Genomic DNA, 18604 nt, shown 5'->3' with positions numbered 1-18604 from the left:
TGCTGAAAATACAAAAAAAGCGAGGAATGTCCTCGCTTTCTGCGTGTGTGTCCGTTATTGTTTTACGAAGTAAGATACAACAAGCGCTAATATAAAGAAGCCAGCCGCCAGAACTACTGTCAAACGCTGCAAGAACAAATCCAAACCGCGCGCCTTCTGTTTGCCGAACAAGTGCTCAGCTCCGCCCGTAATTGCTCCGGACAAGCCAGCGCTCTTTCCTTTTTGCAGCAATACTACAGCAATCAGGCCGACAGAGAATATAACGAGCACGATCTTCAATAAGATATCCATTCATTCCACCTCCAGCATAGGAGCTCCGTAAAAACACGTAAATCGAGTGTACCATAGCTGGGCCTAAATTACAATAGGACAAGCCCAAAACACGGCCTTTTATGCAAAGCCATGGGATTTTAGGAACTGATAGTTATTTGCGGCGCTCTCAAGCGAGCTTGATTCGAACTGCTCCTGCTCCACAATCATAAACTCAACGCCAGCTGGCTCAAGCTCAGTCAACAACTCGTCATAACCAACCTCGCCTTTTCCGATTTCAGCATCCTTCAAGCCTTTGGAGAAATCCTTCAAATGCACCAAAGGAACACGGCCCTTGTAGCGTTTCAAATAATCAGCAGGCTTGTAGCCCGAAATATGCAGCCAGCCCAAATCGAATTCCATGACCATTAGCTCGGACGGCATTTCGGTCAAAATCTGATCAATCACGGGCTTTTTCTCCACTAACTTGAAGTCGCATTCGTGATTATGGTACCCATACTTAAGCCCCGATGCCCTAACCTGCTGGCCGCATTTCGTGAATACGTCAATCAGGTATTTCACATTATCTTTAGTCGGCTGCTCCGGCAGCGGTGCCCAAGGCGTTATGATATACGTTACGCCAAGCTCTTTGGCATATTCAATTTGGCCTGCCAAATCGGATTCCATATTTTTTGAATCGCTAAAATTTAATGGGACATGTACGGAAGGCGCCGTTAGCCCAAGCTCGGCAAGCTTGCTCTTGAGCTCAGGGGCCGGTGTTTTAAAGTACCCCGCAAATTCGACTGCCGTGTAGCCGATCTCCGCTATTTTTTCGAGCGTGCCCAGAAAATCGATTTCGGTTTGGTCCCTCACGGAATACATTTGAATGCCTATGCCTGGTTTCGCCATCCTACACACCGCCTAATCGCGTAATTCCGTTCCCATCTATTATGTCCGAGATTACGGCTGAACTATGGCACAAAAAAAGAAGGGCATGCCCGAATGGACATGCCCTTCTCCAAAAGCCGCAAATTGCGTCTTATTTGAAGTTTTTCAAGTTGTAGAATGCGGATTTGCCTGCGTATTGCGCAGTTGAACCCAATTGGTCTTCGATGCGAAGCAATTGGTTGTATTTAGCAACGCGGTCAGTACGGGACGGAGCGCCTGTTTTGATTTGGCCAGCGTTAGTCGCTACAGCGATGTCAGCGATTGTGCTGTCTTCGCTCTCGCCTGAACGGTGAGAGATAACAGCTGTGTAGCCAGCGCGTTTTGCCATTTCGATTGCATCGAAAGTTTCAGTAAGCGAACCGATTTGGTTAACTTTAACCAGGATCGAGTTGCCCACGCCTTTGTCGATACCGTCAGCAAGACGCTCCGTGTTCGTAACGAATAGATCGTCACCAACCAGTTGTACTTTACCGCCAAGCTTTTCAGTAAGCAGTTTCCAACCGTCCCAATCGTCTTCGGAGCAACCGTCTTCGATTGTGATAATTGGGTATTTGTCAGCCCATGAAGCAAGAAGGTCAACGAACTCAGCAGGCGTGAACGATTTGCCTTCGCCTGCAAGCACGTATTTGCCGTCTTTGAAGAATTCAGTTGAAGCAACGTCCATACCGAGGAATACGTCAACGCCTGGCTTGTAGCCTGCGCGCTCGATAGCGGAGATGATTGTTGTAATGGCTTCTTCGTTTGAACCTAGGTTAGGAGCGAAACCGCCTTCGTCGCCAACAGCTGTGTTAAGACCTTTGTCATGCAATACAGCTTTCAGGTTGTGGAAAATCTCAGCGCCGATACGAAGCGCTTCTTTGAAGCTTTCAGCACCGACAGGAAGAACCATGAATTCTTGAACGTCGATGTTGTTGTCAGCGTGCTCGCCGCCGTTGATGATGTTCATCATAGGAACTGGAAGCACTTTAGCGTTGAATCCGCCAAGGTATGTGTAAAGAGGGACATCAAGAGCATCAGCTGCAGCGCGAGCTACTGCCATCGATACCGCAAGAATTGCGTTAGCGCCTAGCTTAGCTTTGTTAGGCGTACCGTCAAGCTCGATCATTTTGCGGTCGATAGCTACTTGGTCAAGAGCGTCAAGACCGATGATTTCAGGAGCGATTTCTGTGTTTACATTCTCAACAGCTTTCAGAACACCTTTGCCAAGGTAACGGGATTTGTCGCCGTCACGAAGCTCAACAGCCTCGTAAGCGCCTGTGGAAGCACCGGATGGAACGATTGCGCGGCCTTTGCCGCCTGATTCTAGGGAAACTTCTACTTCTACTGTCGGATTTCCGCGGGAATCCAACACTTCGCGTGCGTATACATCAACGATAATTGACATGAGAGAAACACTCCTTTAAAGGTTTTATTTGGGGTTAATCAAGGAAACGCCAGTCATTTCTTTCGGTTTGGACAGCTCAAGAAGATCAAGAAGCGTTGGCGCGATGTCGGCAAGAATGCCACCGTCGCGAAGCGTCTCGCCCGCTTTCGTCACGATAAGGGGTACAGGATTCGTCGTATGTGCCGTAAACGGACGGCCATTCTCGTCAAATACCATATCAGCATTACCGTGGTCTGCCGTAATAATGCATACGCCGCCTTTGGCAAGCACAGCTTCCACTACTTTGCCAAGACATTCATCCGTCGCTTCAACCGCCTTGATCGTAGGCTCCAGCATGCCGGAGTGACCTACCATATCGGGGTTCGCGAAGTTCAGGATAATGGCGTCATGCTTGTCTGATTCGATCTCGCGCACCGTAGACTCGGCAAGCTCATACGCGCTCATTTCCGGTTGAAGATCGTACGTTGCGACCTTCGGGGAATTGATAAGCACGCGAGTTTCGCCTGGAAGCTCATGGTCGCGACCGCCGCTGAAGAAAAACGTAACATGCGGGTATTTTTCCGTTTCAGCTGTGCGCAGTTGTGTCTTGTTGTTCTGTACGAGTACTTCGCCAAGCGTATTATCAAGGTTCTTTGGTGAATACGCAACGAATCCGCCTACGGTTTCACTGAATAGCGTCAAGCAGACGAAATACAGGTTTACCGGACGGTTCGCACCACGGTCAAAGCCTCGGAAATCCTCATTCGTGAATACTTGCGACAATTGAATCGCACGGTCAGGACGGAAATTGAAGAAAATAACCGCATCCTCGGATTCCACTAAGCCAACTGGCTTGTTTTCACCATCCACAATAACCGTTGGCATAACGAATTCATCATAAACCGATTTCTCGTAGGATTCAACTACCGCTTGAATCGGATCGTAATATTGAGGTCCTTCGCCATATACCATGGCACGGTATGACTTCTCGGTACGCTCCCAGCGCTTGTCGCGGTCCATGGCATAATAACGGCCTTGCACCGTAGCAATGCGCCCTACGCCAACCTCTTCGATCTTAGCTTGCAGACGCTCCAGGTAGCCTTTGGCGCTATCCGGGGATACATCGCGTCCATCCAGGAAAGCGTGGATGTATACATCCTCCAGTCCTTCCTTTTTGGCAAGATCAAGCAAAGCGAACAAATGCTCAATATGGCTATGTACGCCGCCGTCAGAGAGCAGACCGTACAGATGAAGCTTCTTGCTGTTCGTTTTCACATGGCGAACCGCTCCAAGGATGGTCTCGTTCTCGTAGAACTCGCCGTCCCGAATCGATTTGCTGATACGCGTCAAATCCTGATACACAATACGCCCCGCGCCGATATTCAAATGGCCAACCTCGGAGTTGCCCATTTGCCCTTCGGGCAAACCTACTGCTTCGCCCGATGCCGTCAAAGTCGTATGCGGATAAGTTGACCAATAACGATCATAGTTTGGTTTGTTTGCTTGCGCAACAGCATTGCCGACAACATCGTCACGCAATCCGAAACCGTCAAGAATAATAAGCGCTACAGGTTTGGGAGCAGCCATCTTACTTGGCCCCCTCGACCAAAGCGATATAGGAAGCTGGCTCTAGGCTGGCACCGCCGACAAGTGCGCCATCAATATCGGTTTGACCCATATACTCAGCTACGTTGTTAGGCTTCACGCTGCCGCCGTATTGGATGCGAACGGCATCTGCCGTTGCTTGGTCATATAGGCCTGCAACAACGCTGCGGATGTAGCCGATAACGTCTTGTGCATCCTCGGAAGTCGATGACTTACCAGTACCGATTGCCCAGATTGGCTCATAAGCAATAACGACTTCTGCCGCTTGCGCCGCGGATACGCCTTGGAAAGCTGCTTCCGTTTGCACTTTGCAAACATCCTTCGTTTGTCCTGCTTCGCGCTCTTCCAGCTTCTCGCCTACGCAGACGATTGGCAGCAAGCCGTTTTTGAAAGAAGCGTGAACCTTCTTGTTCACGATCTCATCGGACTCAGCGAAGTATGCACGACGCTCGGAGTGGCCAATAATAACGTATTTCACGCCAAGATCCTTCAGCATCACGCCGCTGATTTCACCTGTAAATGCGCCATTGTCTTCAAAGTGAACGTTTTGCGCTCCGATAGCGATCGAAGTGCCTTTCGCAGCTTCAACAAGGGCAGGAAGCGTCGTGTAAGGCGCGCAAATCACGCTCTCCACACCATCAACCTCAGCTTTGCCTTTAATCTCGGAGAAAAAGGATACAGCCTCGGATACTGTTTTGAACATTTTCCAGTTACCTGCAATAATCGGTTTTCTGTTGCTCATGCGTAATCCTCCTCATAACATTTTATTGGGGTGAAAGCTATTATTTATCGTTAAGGGCTACAACGCCTGGAAGCACTTTGCCTTCCATGAACTCGAGGGAAGCGCCGCCGCCAGTCGAGATGAAGTCCATTTTGTCAGCCAGGTGGAATTTCTCGGCTGCTGCTGCGGAATCGCCGCCACCGATAACTGTGTAGCCTGAAGTTTCTGCGCAAGCGTTGGCAACGGCTAGCGTACCATGCGAGAATGGCTCGATTTCAAATACGCCCATCGGTCCGTTCCAAACGACTAGCTTGGAGTTTTTAATTACATCGGCATAAAGCTCACGTGTTTTAGGTCCGATGTCAATGCCTTCCCAATCACCAGGGATGCTGTCTACGTCAACGATTTGCGTGTTAGCCGTAGCGCTGAAGTCGTCAGTAACGACGATATCGACTGGGATCAAAAAGTTTTTGCCTAGCTTTTTAGCTTTCTCCATGAACTCAAGGGCAAGATCAAGCTTGCTGTTATCGACAAGCGATTTGCCGATTTCATGGCCTTGCGCTTTGAAGAATGTATAAGACAAGCCGCCGCCGATGATGACGTTGTCGGCAATTTCAAGCATTTTGTCGATAACCGCGATTTTGTCTTTTACTTTGGATCCGCCAACGATTGCCGTGAAAGGACGCTCAGGGTTGTTCAAAGCTTTGCCTAGCACTTCAAGCTCTCTCTCCATAAGAAGGCCAGATACGGCAGGAAGGATATGGGCAATGCCTTCTGTCGATGCGTGCGCGCGGTGAGCAGCGCCGAAAGCGTCGTTTACGAACAAATCAGCAAGCTTAGCGAATGCTTTTGCCAGTTCTGGATCATTCTTCTCTTCGCCCTCGTAGAAACGTACATTCTCTAGAAGCAATACATCGCCGTTGTTAAGAGCAGCTACCTGCGCTTCAACCGCTTCGCCAATCGCTTCGTTTGCTTTCGTTACTTGCTTGCCAAGAAGCTCGGACAGGCGCGCTGCGGATGCCGTGTGGCGAAGCTCTTCTACCACTTGGCCGTTCGGACGGCCAAGGTGGCTTGCTAGAATCACTTTAGCGCCTTTTTCGATTAGGAAGTTGATCGTAGGAAGCGTTTCACGGATACGCTTGTCATCGGTAATTTTGCCATCCTCTAGCGGCACGTTGAAATCAACGCGGACAAATACCCGTTTACCAGCAAGCTCAGCTACATCACGTACACTTTTCTTATTCATTTATGAAACCTCCCGAATAATTGTTATGGAAAGGGATAGCCGTCGAATTACAAAAAAAAGAAGGGCGCTCCTTCAAAGAAGAAACGCCCCCGTGATTTACGTCTCCTAGAAGCCGCAAATCAAAGACCTGTGCTCCGCCTGCGCGAAAGCCGCGGGTCCGTCCGCCTTCTTTGCTTACAGACCTTTGCTAGCGATGTAAGCAGCAAGATCAACTACGCGGTTCGAGTAGCCCCACTCGTTGTCGTACCATGAGATAACTTTAACCATGTTGCCTTCAACAACCATAGTCGAAAGACCATCGATTGTGGAAGAAGCAGGGTCGCTATTGTAGTCGCTTGATACAAGCGGCAATTCGTTGTAGTTCAAGATGCCTTTAAGAGGACCGTCAGCAGCTTCTTTCAATGCCGCGTTCACTTCTTCTACCGTTACATCTACTTTAAGCTCAGCAACAAGATCTGTTACGGATACGTTAGGCGTAGGAACACGCATAGCCATACCGTTCAATTTGCCTTTAAGCTCAGGAAGTACTAGGGAAACAGCTTTTGCTGCGCCAGTTGACGAAGGAATGATGTTCTCAGCAGCTGCGCGAGCACGACGCAAGTCTTTGTGAGGAACGTCAAGTACGGATTGGTCATTTGTGTATGAGTGAATGGTTGTCATCATACCTTTAACGATTCCGAATTTGTCGTTCAATACTTTTGCGAAAGGCGCTAGGCAGTTCGTCGTACAAGAAGCGTTGGAAATAATGGTATGTGCCGCAGCGTCGTATTTGTCTTCGTTAACGCCGATAACCACTGTAATATCTTCGTTCGTTGCTGGAGCGGAGATGATAACTTTTTTAGCGCCGCCTTGCAAGTGAAGCTCAGCTTTTTCTTTCGCTGTGAAAATACCAGTTGATTCAACTACGATTTCAACGCCAACGGATCCCCATGGAAGGTCAGCAGGGTTACGCTCTGCGAATACTTTGATTTCGCGTCCGTTAACAACAAGCGCGCCTTCTTTTGCTTCAACAGTACCGTCAAGTTGACCGTGAGTTGTATCGTATTTCAGAAGATGTGCCAGTGTTGCAGTGTCCGTAAGATCGTTTACTGCCACGATTTGAACATCAGGGTTGTTCAGTGCTGCGCGAAATACGTTACGGCCGATGCGACCAAAACCATTAATACCAACTTTAACCATTTGTAATTCCTCCTAAGCGTTTTTAAAAGAAATGAATATATTTCAAGATGCTTCGCGCATGGCCGGAGCCCTTTGCTTACCATCATGATTCCTTTACTGCTGCTATGCGCTAATTCTTTTCTTGCTCGATTAACGCTACCATTTCTAGTGCTGCCGCTTCATCGGTCACAAGTACGTCATTATGGCCGAAGCGCATAATTGCCGCTATCGCCTCGCCTTTGCTCTTTCCTCCGGCTACGCCTATAACAACTTCAGTCTTCACAATATCCTCAAGCCGTAACCCTACCGTTTGCATTTTGTGCACGACAGCGCCTTTTCGGTCGAAATAAAAACCGAATGATTCTGCCAAAGCTCCCTCGGCTTCCATGGCATCGATAATCGCACGGTCCAATCGACGGCGTCTTGCCATGACCATAGCATCTCCGATTCCATGTACAACGATGCGAGCACTGCGGATAACATCCACGATCTCACGAATATTAGGCTCGTTCATAATAGAAGCGAATGCTTCCTCGCCCAGATGATCCGGCACATGCAGAAGCCTGTATTGCGCCCCTGTTCGCTTGGCCATCATCGATGCAATCGTGTTGGCTTGGTAGTCCAGGCTCTCTCCAAGACCGCCCCTAGCCGGTACGAACAAGTTCGTCTTCAGCTCCGATGAGCTTGCCAGCTGGTTCGATACCTGAGCAATGGTCGTCCCGCCGGTTACGGCCACAACGTCGTTTGGCTGCATAACCTTGACCAGAACCTGACTGCATGCACGCCCAAGCTCTCGCTTAGTCTGTGCAGAAACTTCCGAATCGCCCGCAACGATAACGACCTGAGATAAGCCGTAATGCGTGCGAATCGTTTCTTCCAGCTCGGATAGCCCGAACATGGTTTTGTAAAAAGGCTCAAGCTGTTCTAGCAATAGCTTGCCTGAATCGCTAATTCGCATACCTGCCGAGTGAATCTCGAGCAGTCCCTGCGATTTCAGAAAGTCGGTCTCCGCACGGAGCATCCGCTCCGTCATCGATAATGCCGACGCCAGCGTTCGGCGTCCGATTAAATCCGACAGCATCACCCGATGCAGAATCGAATACCGTTTCTTCATGACGTCGAGCAGATCAGGCACAAGCTGCTGCTGCAGTTCAACGATCTGACGCATCTCTCATCCTTCACTCCATCGGCCTCTAGCGTATTCGGTTCAGACGTGTTGGACTCAATATGTCCCGCGGTATCATTTCAAGTCCCACCTTTATTTTAGCGGAAAATGGTTCTTGAAGCAATAGCCGTTTCTATTATGAAAACGATTTCCGACACATTTTTAACAAATTTAATTTTTGAGCATCTATTGCTTTAACCACCAAAATATCATATAATAATTTTTGCGACTATTTTACGCGCCCGTGGTCCAATGGATATGACGCAGCCCTCCGAAGGCTGAGATCTAGGTTCGATTCCTTGCGGGCGCGCCACAACGCCTTTTCAGCCGACTCGGCTTGCAACTTCTATATTGATACAGAGCGACCGTTCCTATACATGGGAACGGTTTTTTTAAAATATAAGACTTTATAAGTTTGACGCAATAAAGTATTCTTCTATTTCTATGAGAAACGGCTTCGCCCTCCTCTGCAGAGGAGGGCGAAGCCGTTTCTTCTTGTTTTCAATCGTTCCATTTTTGGTCCATACTGCTTTTTACCCAATTACGTCCTTGTTCGAAGCATGCCAGAACGCACTGGATTTCCTGTTCCAAGGCGCTGCGTCCCCTTTTTCATTCGGGGATAACGGGATTTGTCTGACTATCTTTGACTTTTGCTTTTTCATCCGTTATTATGAAAATACGATTTAACCATTCATTGTTTTTCGAGGAGGGGGCTTACGTTGGATATGAATTTCGTTCCTATGGTTATTGAGCAAAACAATCGAGGTGAGCGTGCGTATGACATTTACTCTCGCCTATTGAAAGACCGTATTATTTTTCTTGGCTCGGGTGTAAACGACGTGGTGGCCAACTCCATCATTGCGCAATTGCTATTCCTGGCAGCAGACGACCCAGAGAAGGACATTTCTCTTTATATTAACAGCCCAGGCGGTTCGATTACGGCAGGCATGGCTATTTACGATACAATGCAATACATTAAACCTGACGTGTCGACCATTTGCGTAGGTATGGCTGCTTCCATGGGAGCTTTCTTGCTTACTGCAGGCGCAATCGGCAAGCGCTACGCGCTTCCGAACAGCGAGGTCATGATTCACCAGCCGCTAGGCGGGGCAGAAGGCCAAGCAAGCGATATCGCGATCCGCGCAAAACGTATTATTGGTATGCGCGATAAGCTGAACGGTATCCTTGCAGAGCGCAGCGGTCAATCGCTCGAGCGTATTGAGAAGGATACGGACCGTGATTACTTCATGAGTGCTGCTGAAGCGAAGGAATATGGCCTTGTCGATAAAGTAATCGAGAAGCTCGCTTAAGTCGTTTCACGCATCATGCCAAACGGGGCTGCTCCCATGGGTCTGAATAGACCCGGGGAGCGGCCCCGTTTTTGGTATGACCGATTTTACGACAGGATCGCTGTTTTCAAAAGCTGCACCTATTAAGAAGATACGTCTGACGGCGTCCTTTCTATAGACGCAATTGTTTCGTGAAACGCATAGAGAAAAGATGATCAATCTCATATCCTTTCCTATGCGTCAAGCGTAAACGGCTGTCGCCGTCCTCTGTGGCAAAAGCGGTCGTTTCGCGGATTTATAAGCACATTTATATGTGAAAAAAATAAATTTTTATATTAAAAAAAGCCACCCTCGGTCATGCGACCCTGGACGGCTTTTATTTAATTTAAACGAATTATTGGTTTTCCAGCTCTTCTTTGCTTACCAAAGCGACTAAAGCGTTTACAGCCTGCTCTGCATCCGAACCCTCAGCACTTATGGATACTTCAGTGCCCGAGCTGATTGCTAAGCTCATAATTCCCATTATGGATTTAGCATTCACTTTTTTGTCATCTTTCTCTACAAATACTTCGGAGGAAAATTTGTTCGCTTCTTGTACGAATAATGCTGCTGGTCTTGCATGTAGTCCCGTCTTAAGACGAACAACAACCGGAAGCCTTGTCATGGAAACCATACCCCCTATATTTTACTCAAGCATTAGCATGCGGCACATGCACATACGGCTGTAATGCCGCCGTCCTCTGGCTGCGAAAGCTTGTTTTCCGGTCAAAGACAAAAATGCTTTTGCTTGTTTGCTTCGCATTCCCATCTTCATAAATAAAGACATTTTAAATTATTATATCATTATACCAGCCGATACACTAGGATGAAAGTTCATACGCCGCGGATTTTTTCCGCGAGTTCGTCGATTTTGCGCAAACGGTGGTTCACGCCCGACTTGCTTACCTTTCCCCCCAGCATTTCACCCACCTCTGTCAGATTCATATCCGGATGCAGAAGCCTAATCTCGGCAACTTCCTTCAGCTTGTCAGGCAGGCTGTCTAAGCCAACCTCGCGCTGCAGCAGCTTGATATTCTCAATCTGCCGAACGGCGGCGCCAATCGTTTTATTCAGGTTAGCCGTTTCACAATTTACGATTCGGTTAACGGAGTTGCGCATATCGCGCATGATTCGAACATCCTCAAACTTGAACAAAGCTTGATGCGCGCCGATTATATTGAGAAGCTCGATAATTTTCTCGCCCTCTTTAATGTAGAAAATAAAACCCTTTTTCCGTTCAATGCACCTAGCGTTTAGATCGAATTTGTTCGCAAGTTCAACCAGTGATTCGCAATGCTCTTGATACATAGAGGAGATCTCCAAATGGTAAGAAGAGCCCTCCGGATTGTTGACCGAGCCTCCAGCAAGAAAAGCACCCCGCAAATAGGACCGTTTGCAGCAAGGCTTGCGAATAATTTCCTTGTCGATGCCCAGGGTGAACATAAATCCTTCGGATACGATTCTGAGCTCGCTCAATATTTCTTGTACCCCAGCCGGAATTCTCACGATATACACGTTGTTTTTTTTCAGCCGCATCTTCTTGCGAACGAGCAGCTCGACATGTATTTCATAGTGTTTTTTGAGCAGGGAATAAATTCTTCTGGCAATCGCGGCATTTTCCGTTGAGATGTCCAAAACGACTTTGCGGCTGGATACGCTAACCGAACCGTTCATCCGTATAAGCGCGGATAGCTCCGCTCTCTCACAACAGCTGTCCGCCTCGATTAGTGTCAGCTCTTTTTTCGTTTGCGCCGCAAATGACATTGTGTATCACCTCTTTCGTAACATCCAGTTCTCCACCAGCTTATAGATATGATGGCTTAAACGCTCGGCATCATGCCGTAAAAAAGTTCGGAACAAAACAAGCCGGTCAGCTATGACCTCATAGCCCTTCTGTGTGACCGCATCCAAGTCGAGATGCACCGCTTTCGCCCCCAGCTCGGCGTACTTGCTCTCGATCTGAGGCGGAATCTCACCGTCGTTCACAATAACATAATCGAATAAATGATGGCCAATATGCGCGTGAATCGCATCCAAATGATCGCCTACTGAATAATTATCGGTTTCGCCGGGCTGTGTCATGACATTGCACACAAACAGCTTCACAGCCTCAGACTCCACAATGGCATTCGCTAGCTTAGGAACAAGCAAATTAGGAATAATGCTTGTATATAAGCTTCCGGGCCCTATCAGGATCGCGTCTGCTTGTTCGATGGCTTCCACAGCTTCCTGAAGCGGTTCCACATTGGTCGGCTCCAGAAATACTCGCTTGATTACTTTTCCCGCCTTGGGAATCATTGATTCGCCGGTTACGATCGTGCCGTCTTCCATCTCTGCTTTCAACACAATCGCTTTGCCGGCTGCCGGCAGCACTCGCCCTCGAACGGCAAGAACTCGGCTAAGCTCGCGAATGCCGGTTACGAAATCCCCGGAGATATCCGTCATCGCGGCCAGCATTAGATTGCCGAGACTATGTCCCGCCAAACCCGGCACTGTTTTGAAGCGGTATTGCAGCACCTCGGTCAGAAGCGGTTCTGCATCCGCCAGTGCCATTAGCACATTCCGTATATCGCCGGGCGGGGGGATCTGCAGCTCGTTGCGCAAAATACCTGAGCTGCCTCCATCGTCGGCAACCGTTACGATAGCCGTTATATCGAGCGGCTTCTCTTTAAGCCCGCGAAGCATGACTGAGAGGCCCGTACCGCCGCCAATGACGACGATCTTCGGCCTTCTCAGAATTTTGTGCCTACTTTGCATTCTCTCACCTCGTCAATGCTTGTCACGTTCGGCATCGCGATGACTGACACGCACACGTTCCGTATCGCTGCTGCCGAGCATGCGTCCCAAATATTCAGCTATGGCAACGGAACGATGTTTCCCGCCAGTACAGCCAATACCAATAACAACCTGACTTTTGCCTTCCTTGCGATAAAGAGGAATAAGGAATTGCAGCATGTCTAGCAGCTTTGTGAGGAATTGCTGTGTTTCAGGCCATTTCATAACATATTCGTACACTTCGGGGGTTTGACCGGTGTTGGGCCTCAGATGCTCAATATAATGAGGATTAGGCAAAAAACGAACATCATAAATTAAGTCAGCATCAATCGGAATGCCGTACTTGAATCCGAAAGAGGTAACGTTAATCGATAGGCTGTTTTGCTCTAGATTCGTAAAATGCGAAATAATCCGTTCTTTCAGATGCGCCGGCTTCAGTGTACTTGTGTCAATAACCTGAGAAGCCCACCCTTTCAGGTCTTCCAAAAGACGCCGTTCATTCTTGATTCCTTCAAGCGGCATGCCTTCAGGAGCAAGCGGATGACGGCGGCGGCTTTCCTTATAGCGCTGAACGAGCACGCCGTCTGTTGCATCCAGAAACAAAATTTCACAGCTAATCGTATAATGCTCCTTGATATAAGCAAGCGATTCCGAAAGCGCCGTGAAAAACTCCCTGCCGCGCAAATCGATAACGAGTGCCACGTTTCCGATTTTACCGTTCGACTGTTCAATCAGCTCCGCGAACTTAGGAATAAGAACGGGCGGCAAATTGTCAACGCAGAAGAAACCGAGGTCCTCCAGGCTTTGGACAGCAATCGTTTTGCCCGCGCCAGACATCCCGGTTATAATGACAAGCTTCGCTACTGTTGCTGTCGTTTCCATGATCAAACCTCCTAAAGACTTTGCGAATGCAAAGTCACTTCGTAAGGATATGCTTAGACTTTGCGAATGCAAAGTCACTTCGTAAGGATATGCTTAGACTTTGCGAATGCAAAGTCACTTCGTAAGGATATGCTTAGACTTTGCGGATGCAAAGTCTCCTAATAACTAACCTCTAAGAATAAGTCCAGCCGCGCCAACTACGCCTGCATTGTTGCCTAGCGTTGCCGCTACGATTTTCACGTTTTCCTTCGCTTGCTCCTGCGTGTATTTCTCGAATACTTCGCGGATTTGATCGAATAGGAAATCTCCCGCTTTGGATACGCCGCCGCCAATAATGAAATATTGCGGATTAAGCACGATAGCGATCATCGCCATCGATTTGCCCAAGTAATAGGCAGCACGGTTTACGATACGAGTCGCTACCTCGTCGCCTGCTTTCGCAGCGTCAAGGACGTCCTTCGCCATAATATCTTCTACGGATGAAAGCGATGTGCGGTCGCCGCGTTCTACAGCGTCCTTCGCCATACGAATAATGCCAGTTGCAGAGGATACCGTTTCCAAGCAGCCCATTTTGCCGCAGCCGCATTGAATGGCTTCAAGATCAGGCACGATTGCCATATGTCCCAGCTCGCCTGCCATCCCCATATATCCCTCTACGATTTTGCCTTCTATAATAATGCCGCCGCCTACGCCTGTTCCTAGCGTATAGCATACGCAGTGTCCGATTCCTTTGCCCGCTCCGCCCCAAGCCTCGCCTAGTGCCGCTACGTTGGCATCATTGTTTACTTTAACCGTCTTATTGAGCTCTTGCTCCAAGTACGCTTTCAAATTGACGTTCTCAATTTTCAGGTTTGGCGCAAATTTCACAATCCCGTTCGGAATATCAAGGAAGCCGGCAATGCCTACGCCTACGCCGTCTACTTGCTCCCAGGAAAAGTCGGATTCCGTTACGATTTGCTGCGCGTATTTTGCGATATTTTGAAGGATAGTGTCCGTTCCTTTACTCGCTTCCGTCGGCCCTTCATACGTGTGGAGCAACTGCCCATCCGCATTGCAAATGCCTACCTTAATTGCTGTTCCGCCGACATCGACTCCAACGTAAATCTTTTCAGACATCACTAGTCCACCTCATCAATATGTTAATCTTCTCTGTAACACTATAAGCGACCTTTATCCTCTGGTCAAGATAGGTGAATACGGGGAAAAGGAGCACTCTTGGCTATTGAAAAGGCTATACCTTCAAGCGTCGCGCTCTGCCGGTATAGCCCTTTCTTTATCTTATGATGCTTAGTCGGCAACTATTAAAGCGATTGGCTCCAGTCATGCGTCACGGTGCCCTCGAGGAATCTCTCGCAATCAAGCGCCGCCATGCAACCGCTGCCCGCTGCCGTAATCGCCTGGCGGTACTTGCTGTCTTGTACGTCGCCGCAAGCGAATACGCCTGGTACGTTCGTTTCGGAGGTGCCTGGCTTAACAAGAATATAGCCGTGGTCATCCGTATCGATTTGGCCGTTTAGGAACTTCGTGTTAGGTGTATGCCCAATCGCAATGAAGATACCGTCTGTTTCGATAACGTCTTCTTCGCCTGTTACGTTGTCACGGACCTTAAGCCCAGTAACGCCCATGCCCGTTGCGACAACCTCAACCGGCGTACGGTTTAGGCTCCAGCTGATTTTTTCGTTCTCGCGAGCGCGGTCTTGCATAATTTTGGAGGCGCGCAGCTCATCTCGGCGGTTCACCAGTTCCACGTTCGTTGCAAAGCGCGTAAGGAAGCTTGCTTCCTCCATCGCGGAGTCGCCGCCGCCGACTACGATTATTTTCTTGCCGCGGAAGAAGAAGCCATCGCAGGTTGCGCAGGTGCTGACACCTTTGCCGACATTATCTCTCTCGCCAGGAATTCCGAGGTATTTAGCCGATGCCCCTGTGGAGATTATGATGCTCTCGCCTACAATTTCGCCTTGGCCTTCTACCTGAACCTTGAAAGGACGCTCGGACATATCCACGCTGTTAACCCAACCCGTAACAAACTTTGCGCCGAAACGCTCCGCTTGCTTGCGCATGTTCGCCATTAGCTCTGGTCCCATAATGCCTTCCGGGAAACCAGGAAAGTTCTCAACCTCGGTCGTAGTCGTCAATTGTCCGCCAGGCTCAGGTCCTTCGATAATAAGCGGGTTCATATTGGCGCGTGCCAAGTAAATTGCTGCTGTAAGTCCGGCAGGGCCGGTACCGATAATAATGGATTTGTACATCGTCTTTCACCTCGTAAAAGTTTATTCGTCCTGCGTTTCCTGCGCCGAGAAGACAGAGCTCATCGACTTCATCTTTTCTTTGATGCCGCAAACCTCGTCAATCAGCTTGACGTTCTTGCTGACTGTCGCGATGGACGTTCCATACCTAACCGAGACCTCATGATAAGAAATCGACCTCCGGTGCATCTTGGCTGTCAAATATTCCAAAGCGGCTGCCCAGCCCTCAGGCTTCGCAAGCTTAGGGACATCCGGATACACGCGTGACAGAAACTCTACCCATAAAGTCATTAAGTCATGCTGCTGAACCAAATCGTATTGCTTGCTCATGCGGGAAAGCGCCGTTTCCACGACAGCCTGCCACTTGTCTTCCCATACAGGAAGCCGTGAAGGAACCCGGTTAGGCTCAATGACGGTTTCTTTTCCTTCCAGGAAAATCGGCAGCGGCTCTTGCACGCCCATGGTTCGAAGCACGAAGATGGCTATGCGCTTTAAGTAATCATCCTCGTCTCGCTCGAGGAGGAAGGTTTGGAGCACATCCTTCACTTCGCTGTCCGCGATCATGCCTAGAGCCTGAATGACCTGAAGCTTCGTATGCTGATCGCCATGGCGCAGCGCCCAGAAGAACGACGACCGAACGAGCGGGTCACGTTTAAGATGGTCGGGAATGCCGTCTGAGGATTTCTCCCACAGCTTGAACTGCTCCTCGAATGGCAAATGATAGTGGTAGCTGATCGATGCCGTCATCTCTCCGCCGCGCAGCAGCTCCAGCTGCTCCATATAATAATGGGGTATGCCCGATTTAGGATCCAGCTTGATCGTCTGCTTCCATAACCGCTCCGCTTCCTGCAAGCGTCCGATATTGCATGCGGCAACAGCCGCATAATGATATAAGCTCGGATCCTGCGTCAGCTCAGAGTCTTTCAGAAGCCTTGTAAAATGCTTGTAAGCAGCTCCATGCTCTCCTAAGATGCCCATTGTCGTTGCCAGTTTAAACACATGCTCCTGATGAAACGGCACCGTCTTCGTAAGCAGTTCGACAAGCGGCCGCAGGCTTGCTTCGTCATTCTTATGCTGATAGAAGATGGCAAGGTTGCAAAGCGCATGCAGATTGCCCGATTCAAGCTCAAGCACCTCATGAATGGTATCCATCGCCTTGTCGAACATGCCCATATAATAATAAGCCAGCGCCAAATTGTTGCGGGCAGCAAGGAAGTCCGGCTGTCCCTCAATAATTTTCTCTAGAATGCGCACGGCCTCGGTGAACTTGCCTTCCTCCAGCAGAGTACGGGCCAAATCATGCTCAACCATGCCTTCGCGCGATTTAATGTTCGTCAGACGCGTCGGTCGCTCCAGCTCATAATGCAGAAGATCCATCATATCCTCTGCCTCGTCTAGGAACTGCCCCTCCGAATCCTCTTCTAAATATCGAATAAGCGAGCCTTCGGCCGCTTCATATTGTTCCATATTCGCATAATTGTTCGCCATGTAGAAATGGCATTCCGTCATTGTAGGATCAAGCTCATCCACAATCCAGCCCAGAATCCGGTTGGATTCCTCGTAATTGCCCATTTCCGATAGGATGCCGGCCATATTGCAATGGTTTACCGGATTATCCGGCTCGTATTCCACGGCGCGACGAAAATATTTAAGTGCCTTGTCATAATGGAGTCGATCCAGTGACCGAACCGCACGTTCGAAAAAAAACGTGGCGTCCCATTGAACCGGTATGACTTTCGTCTGTTGATCTACGGCAACACGTTTCTTCCCTTTCACTGGCAAGGCACCTCCCGTTACTTCCGATTTTCTACGATTATACCATAGCCATACCTTTGAGAACATGAAAGAATATGTGGGAAAATCGCGGACAGCAAATACGCCACCCGCGATTTCCCGCGTCCTTGCTATTCAATTCATGTAATCGGCATTCCTGAATGAGCGCTTATACGCCGTTGTTTTTGAACAGTGTGCTGATGGAGCCGCCCTCCAAAATGATGCGTGTTGCTTCTGCAAGCAGAGGGGCAACGGATAGCACCTTGAAGCGTTCCGGCGTCGATTCCGGCAAGCTGATGGAGTCCGTAACGATAACCTCTTTAATATTAGGATGATCCAAACGCTCAATGGCTGAGCCGGAGAATAGCGGGTGCGTTGCGCATACGTATACGTCCTCGGCGCCGCGCTCCTTCAAGCCCTCCACAACGTTTACGATTGTTGAGCCCGTATCGATCAGATCCTCAATAATAATAGGCGTCTGACCTTCGACATCCCCGATTACGTGTGTAATAACCGATTCATTGTGCGCTGGGCGTTTCTTGATCATAATCGCAAACGATGTATCCAGGTAGTTCGCAAGCTTCTCTGCGGTTGAAGCACGTCCTGCATCCGGCGAAACGACAACCGGGTTCTTGATGTTCTTTGTCTTCAAGTAATCGCTGATGAGATCAAGCGCCGTCATATGATCGACCGGAATGTTGAAGAAGCCTTGAATAGCTGGAGCATGTAGGTCGATTGTGATTACGCGGTTCGCTCCAACAGTCGTGAGCACGTCCGCCAGCATTTTCGCTGAAATCGGCTCCCGTGGCGCTGCTTTGCGCTCCTGACGCGCATAGCCGTAATACGGCATGATGATGTTGACCGTTCTTGCGGATGCACGCTTCGCCGCGTCAATCATTACGAGCAATTCGACAAAATGCTCGTTGATCGGATGCGAGAACGATTGCACGAGGAATACGTCACAATTCCGAATCGTTTCCTCGTAATGCACATAAATCTCACCGCTTTTGAAACGGGACATCTTGATCGCGCCTAAAGTCAGACCAAGCTCTGCACTAATTTTCTGAGCCAATACCGGATTAGACGAACCCGAAAAAATACGCACCTTGTCGCTTAACATGATACCCTCCTGAGCGTTAAAACCA

At 49.1% G+C, this 18604-nt stretch carries 17 protein-coding genes and 1 tRNA gene; 2 read left to right on the top strand and 16 right to left on the bottom strand.

All coding sequences use genetic code 11. From position 1 onward, the window contains the following. Positions 1-54: 54 nt before the first annotated feature. The 8 genes from secG to AC0YN3_RS32005 form a co-directional block, all read right to left on the bottom strand. Entirely contained in the window at positions 55-291 is a 237-nt protein-coding gene (gene secG, locus AC0YN3_RS32040; protein WP_183570711.1) for a preprotein translocase subunit SecG, read from the bottom strand. Between the two features lie 99 nt (positions 292-390). Then, positions 391-1158, bottom strand: a complete 768-nt coding sequence (locus AC0YN3_RS32035) for a sugar phosphate isomerase/epimerase family protein (protein ID WP_475778884.1) — start codon at positions 1156-1158, stop codon at positions 391-393. A 130-nt stretch (positions 1159-1288) separates the two neighbouring features. After that, on the bottom strand, positions 1289-2581 hold the full coding sequence (eno, locus tag AC0YN3_RS32030; protein WP_308996222.1) for a phosphopyruvate hydratase: 1293 nt from the start codon (positions 2579-2581) through the stop codon (positions 1289-1291). A 24-nt stretch (positions 2582-2605) separates the two neighbouring features. Then, positions 2606-4147 carry a 2,3-bisphosphoglycerate-independent phosphoglycerate mutase gene (gpmI, locus tag AC0YN3_RS32025; RefSeq protein WP_475778883.1) on the bottom strand — a complete coding sequence of 514 codons (1542 nt, stop codon included), beginning with the start codon at positions 4145-4147 and terminating at the stop codon, positions 2606-2608. A gap of 1 nt (position 4148) precedes the next feature. Further along, positions 4149-4907 carry a triose-phosphate isomerase gene (gene tpiA, locus AC0YN3_RS32020; RefSeq protein ID WP_475778882.1) on the bottom strand — a complete coding sequence of 253 codons (759 nt, stop codon included), beginning with the start codon at positions 4905-4907 and terminating at the stop codon, positions 4149-4151. Between the two features lie 40 nt (positions 4908-4947). After that, complete coding sequence (locus AC0YN3_RS32015) at positions 4948-6132, bottom strand: phosphoglycerate kinase (RefSeq protein ID WP_475778881.1); 1185 nt, start codon at positions 6130-6132, stop codon at positions 4948-4950. Positions 6133-6306: 174 nt separating this feature from the next. Beyond that, positions 6307-7311, bottom strand: a complete 1005-nt coding sequence (gene gap / locus AC0YN3_RS32010) for a type I glyceraldehyde-3-phosphate dehydrogenase (protein WP_441944371.1) — start codon at positions 7309-7311, stop codon at positions 6307-6309. Positions 7312-7420: 109 nt separating this feature from the next. Beyond that, positions 7421-8458 (bottom strand): sugar-binding transcriptional regulator, encoded by a 1038-nt coding sequence (locus tag AC0YN3_RS32005; protein WP_475778880.1) that lies wholly within the window; start codon positions 8456-8458, stop codon positions 7421-7423. Between the two features lie 235 nt (positions 8459-8693). Between AC0YN3_RS32005 and AC0YN3_RS32000 the strand changes: the two genes are divergently transcribed. Then, a tRNA-Arg gene (locus AC0YN3_RS32000) sits at positions 8694-8768 on the top strand. 412 nt (positions 8769-9180) lie between these two features. Next, complete coding sequence (clpP, locus tag AC0YN3_RS31995) at positions 9181-9765, top strand: ATP-dependent Clp endopeptidase proteolytic subunit ClpP (RefSeq protein ID WP_169091151.1); 585 nt, start codon at positions 9181-9183, stop codon at positions 9763-9765. 373 nt (positions 9766-10138) lie between these two features. Here the strand turns inward: clpP and AC0YN3_RS31990 are convergent, their stop codons facing one another. The 8 genes from AC0YN3_RS31990 to AC0YN3_RS31955 form a co-directional block, all read right to left on the bottom strand. Beyond that, on the bottom strand, positions 10139-10408 hold the full coding sequence (locus AC0YN3_RS31990) for an HPr family phosphocarrier protein (protein WP_028609180.1): 270 nt from the start codon (positions 10406-10408) through the stop codon (positions 10139-10141). Positions 10409-10617: 209 nt separating this feature from the next. Then, a complete protein-coding gene (gene whiA / locus AC0YN3_RS31985) occupies positions 10618-11547 on the bottom strand; it encodes a DNA-binding protein WhiA (RefSeq protein WP_475778879.1) in 930 nt (309 codons plus the stop codon). Positions 11548-11553: 6 nt separating this feature from the next. Then, entirely contained in the window at positions 11554-12540 is a 987-nt protein-coding gene (locus AC0YN3_RS31980; protein WP_221226501.1) for a gluconeogenesis factor YvcK family protein, read from the bottom strand. A 12-nt stretch (positions 12541-12552) separates the two neighbouring features. After that, positions 12553-13440, bottom strand: coding sequence for an RNase adapter RapZ (gene rapZ / locus AC0YN3_RS31975; protein WP_475778878.1), 888 nt, complete (start codon positions 13438-13440; stop codon positions 12553-12555). Between the two features lie 165 nt (positions 13441-13605). Beyond that, positions 13606-14556, bottom strand: a complete 951-nt coding sequence (locus AC0YN3_RS31970; RefSeq protein WP_183570734.1) for an ROK family glucokinase — start codon at positions 14554-14556, stop codon at positions 13606-13608. Between the two features lie 185 nt (positions 14557-14741). After that, entirely contained in the window at positions 14742-15689 is a 948-nt protein-coding gene (trxB, locus tag AC0YN3_RS31965; protein WP_475778877.1) for a thioredoxin-disulfide reductase, read from the bottom strand. 21 nt (positions 15690-15710) lie between these two features. Then, entirely contained in the window at positions 15711-17462 is a 1752-nt protein-coding gene (locus AC0YN3_RS31960; protein WP_475778876.1) for a tetratricopeptide repeat protein, read from the bottom strand. Positions 17463-17628: 166 nt separating this feature from the next. Then, positions 17629-18579, bottom strand: a complete 951-nt coding sequence (locus AC0YN3_RS31955) for a ribose-phosphate diphosphokinase (RefSeq protein ID WP_183570740.1) — start codon at positions 18577-18579, stop codon at positions 17629-17631. Positions 18580-18604 lie beyond the last annotated feature (25 nt).

The sequence above is a fragment of the Paenibacillus sp. J22R232 genome, from assembly GCF_056269165.1.
The sequence above is the reverse complement of the archived record's forward strand: the minus strand, read 5'-3'. Positions and strand labels throughout refer to the sequence as shown.

Bases quoted from the DNA above. Each gene is read 5' to 3' on its own strand.
- secG (WP_183570711.1), bottom strand. From the start codon at position 291: ATGGATATCTTATTGAAGATCGTGCTCGTTATATTCTCTGTCGGCCTG.
- AC0YN3_RS32035 (WP_475778884.1), bottom strand. From the start codon at position 1,158: ATGGCGAAACCAGGCATAGGCATTCAAATGTATTCCGTGAGGGACCAA.
- eno (WP_308996222.1), bottom strand. From the start codon at position 2,581: ATGTCAATTATCGTTGATGTATACGCACGCGAAGTGTTGGATTCCCGC.
- gpmI (WP_475778883.1), bottom strand. From the start codon at position 4,147: ATGGCTGCTCCCAAACCTGTAGCGCTTATTATTCTTGACGGTTTCGGA.
- tpiA (WP_475778882.1), bottom strand. From the start codon at position 4,907: ATGAGCAACAGAAAACCGATTATTGCAGGTAACTGGAAAATGTTCAAA.
- AC0YN3_RS32015 (WP_475778881.1), bottom strand. From the start codon at position 6,132: ATGAATAAGAAAAGTGTACGTGATGTAGCTGAGCTTGCTGGTAAACGG.
- gap (WP_441944371.1), bottom strand. From the start codon at position 7,311: ATGGTTAAAGTTGGTATTAATGGTTTTGGTCGCATCGGCCGTAACGTA.
- AC0YN3_RS32005 (WP_475778880.1), bottom strand. From the start codon at position 8,458: ATGCGTCAGATCGTTGAACTGCAGCAGCAGCTTGTGCCTGATCTGCTC.
- clpP (WP_169091151.1), top strand. From the start codon at position 9,181: ATGAATTTCGTTCCTATGGTTATTGAGCAAAACAATCGAGGTGAGCGT.
- AC0YN3_RS31990 (WP_028609180.1), bottom strand. From the start codon at position 10,408: ATGACAAGGCTTCCGGTTGTTGTTCGTCTTAAGACGGGACTACATGCA.
- whiA (WP_475778879.1), bottom strand. From the start codon at position 11,547: ATGTCATTTGCGGCGCAAACGAAAAAAGAGCTGACACTAATCGAGGCG.
- AC0YN3_RS31980 (WP_221226501.1), bottom strand. From the start codon at position 12,540: ATGCAAAGTAGGCACAAAATTCTGAGAAGGCCGAAGATCGTCGTCATT.
- rapZ (WP_475778878.1), bottom strand. From the start codon at position 13,440: ATGGAAACGACAGCAACAGTAGCGAAGCTTGTCATTATAACCGGGATG.
- AC0YN3_RS31970 (WP_183570734.1), bottom strand. From the start codon at position 14,556: ATGTCTGAAAAGATTTACGTTGGAGTCGATGTCGGCGGAACAGCAATT.
- trxB (WP_475778877.1), bottom strand. From the start codon at position 15,689: ATGTACAAATCCATTATTATCGGTACCGGCCCTGCCGGACTTACAGCA.
- AC0YN3_RS31955 (WP_183570740.1), bottom strand. From the start codon at position 18,579: ATGTTAAGCGACAAGGTGCGTATTTTTTCGGGTTCGTCTAATCCGGTA.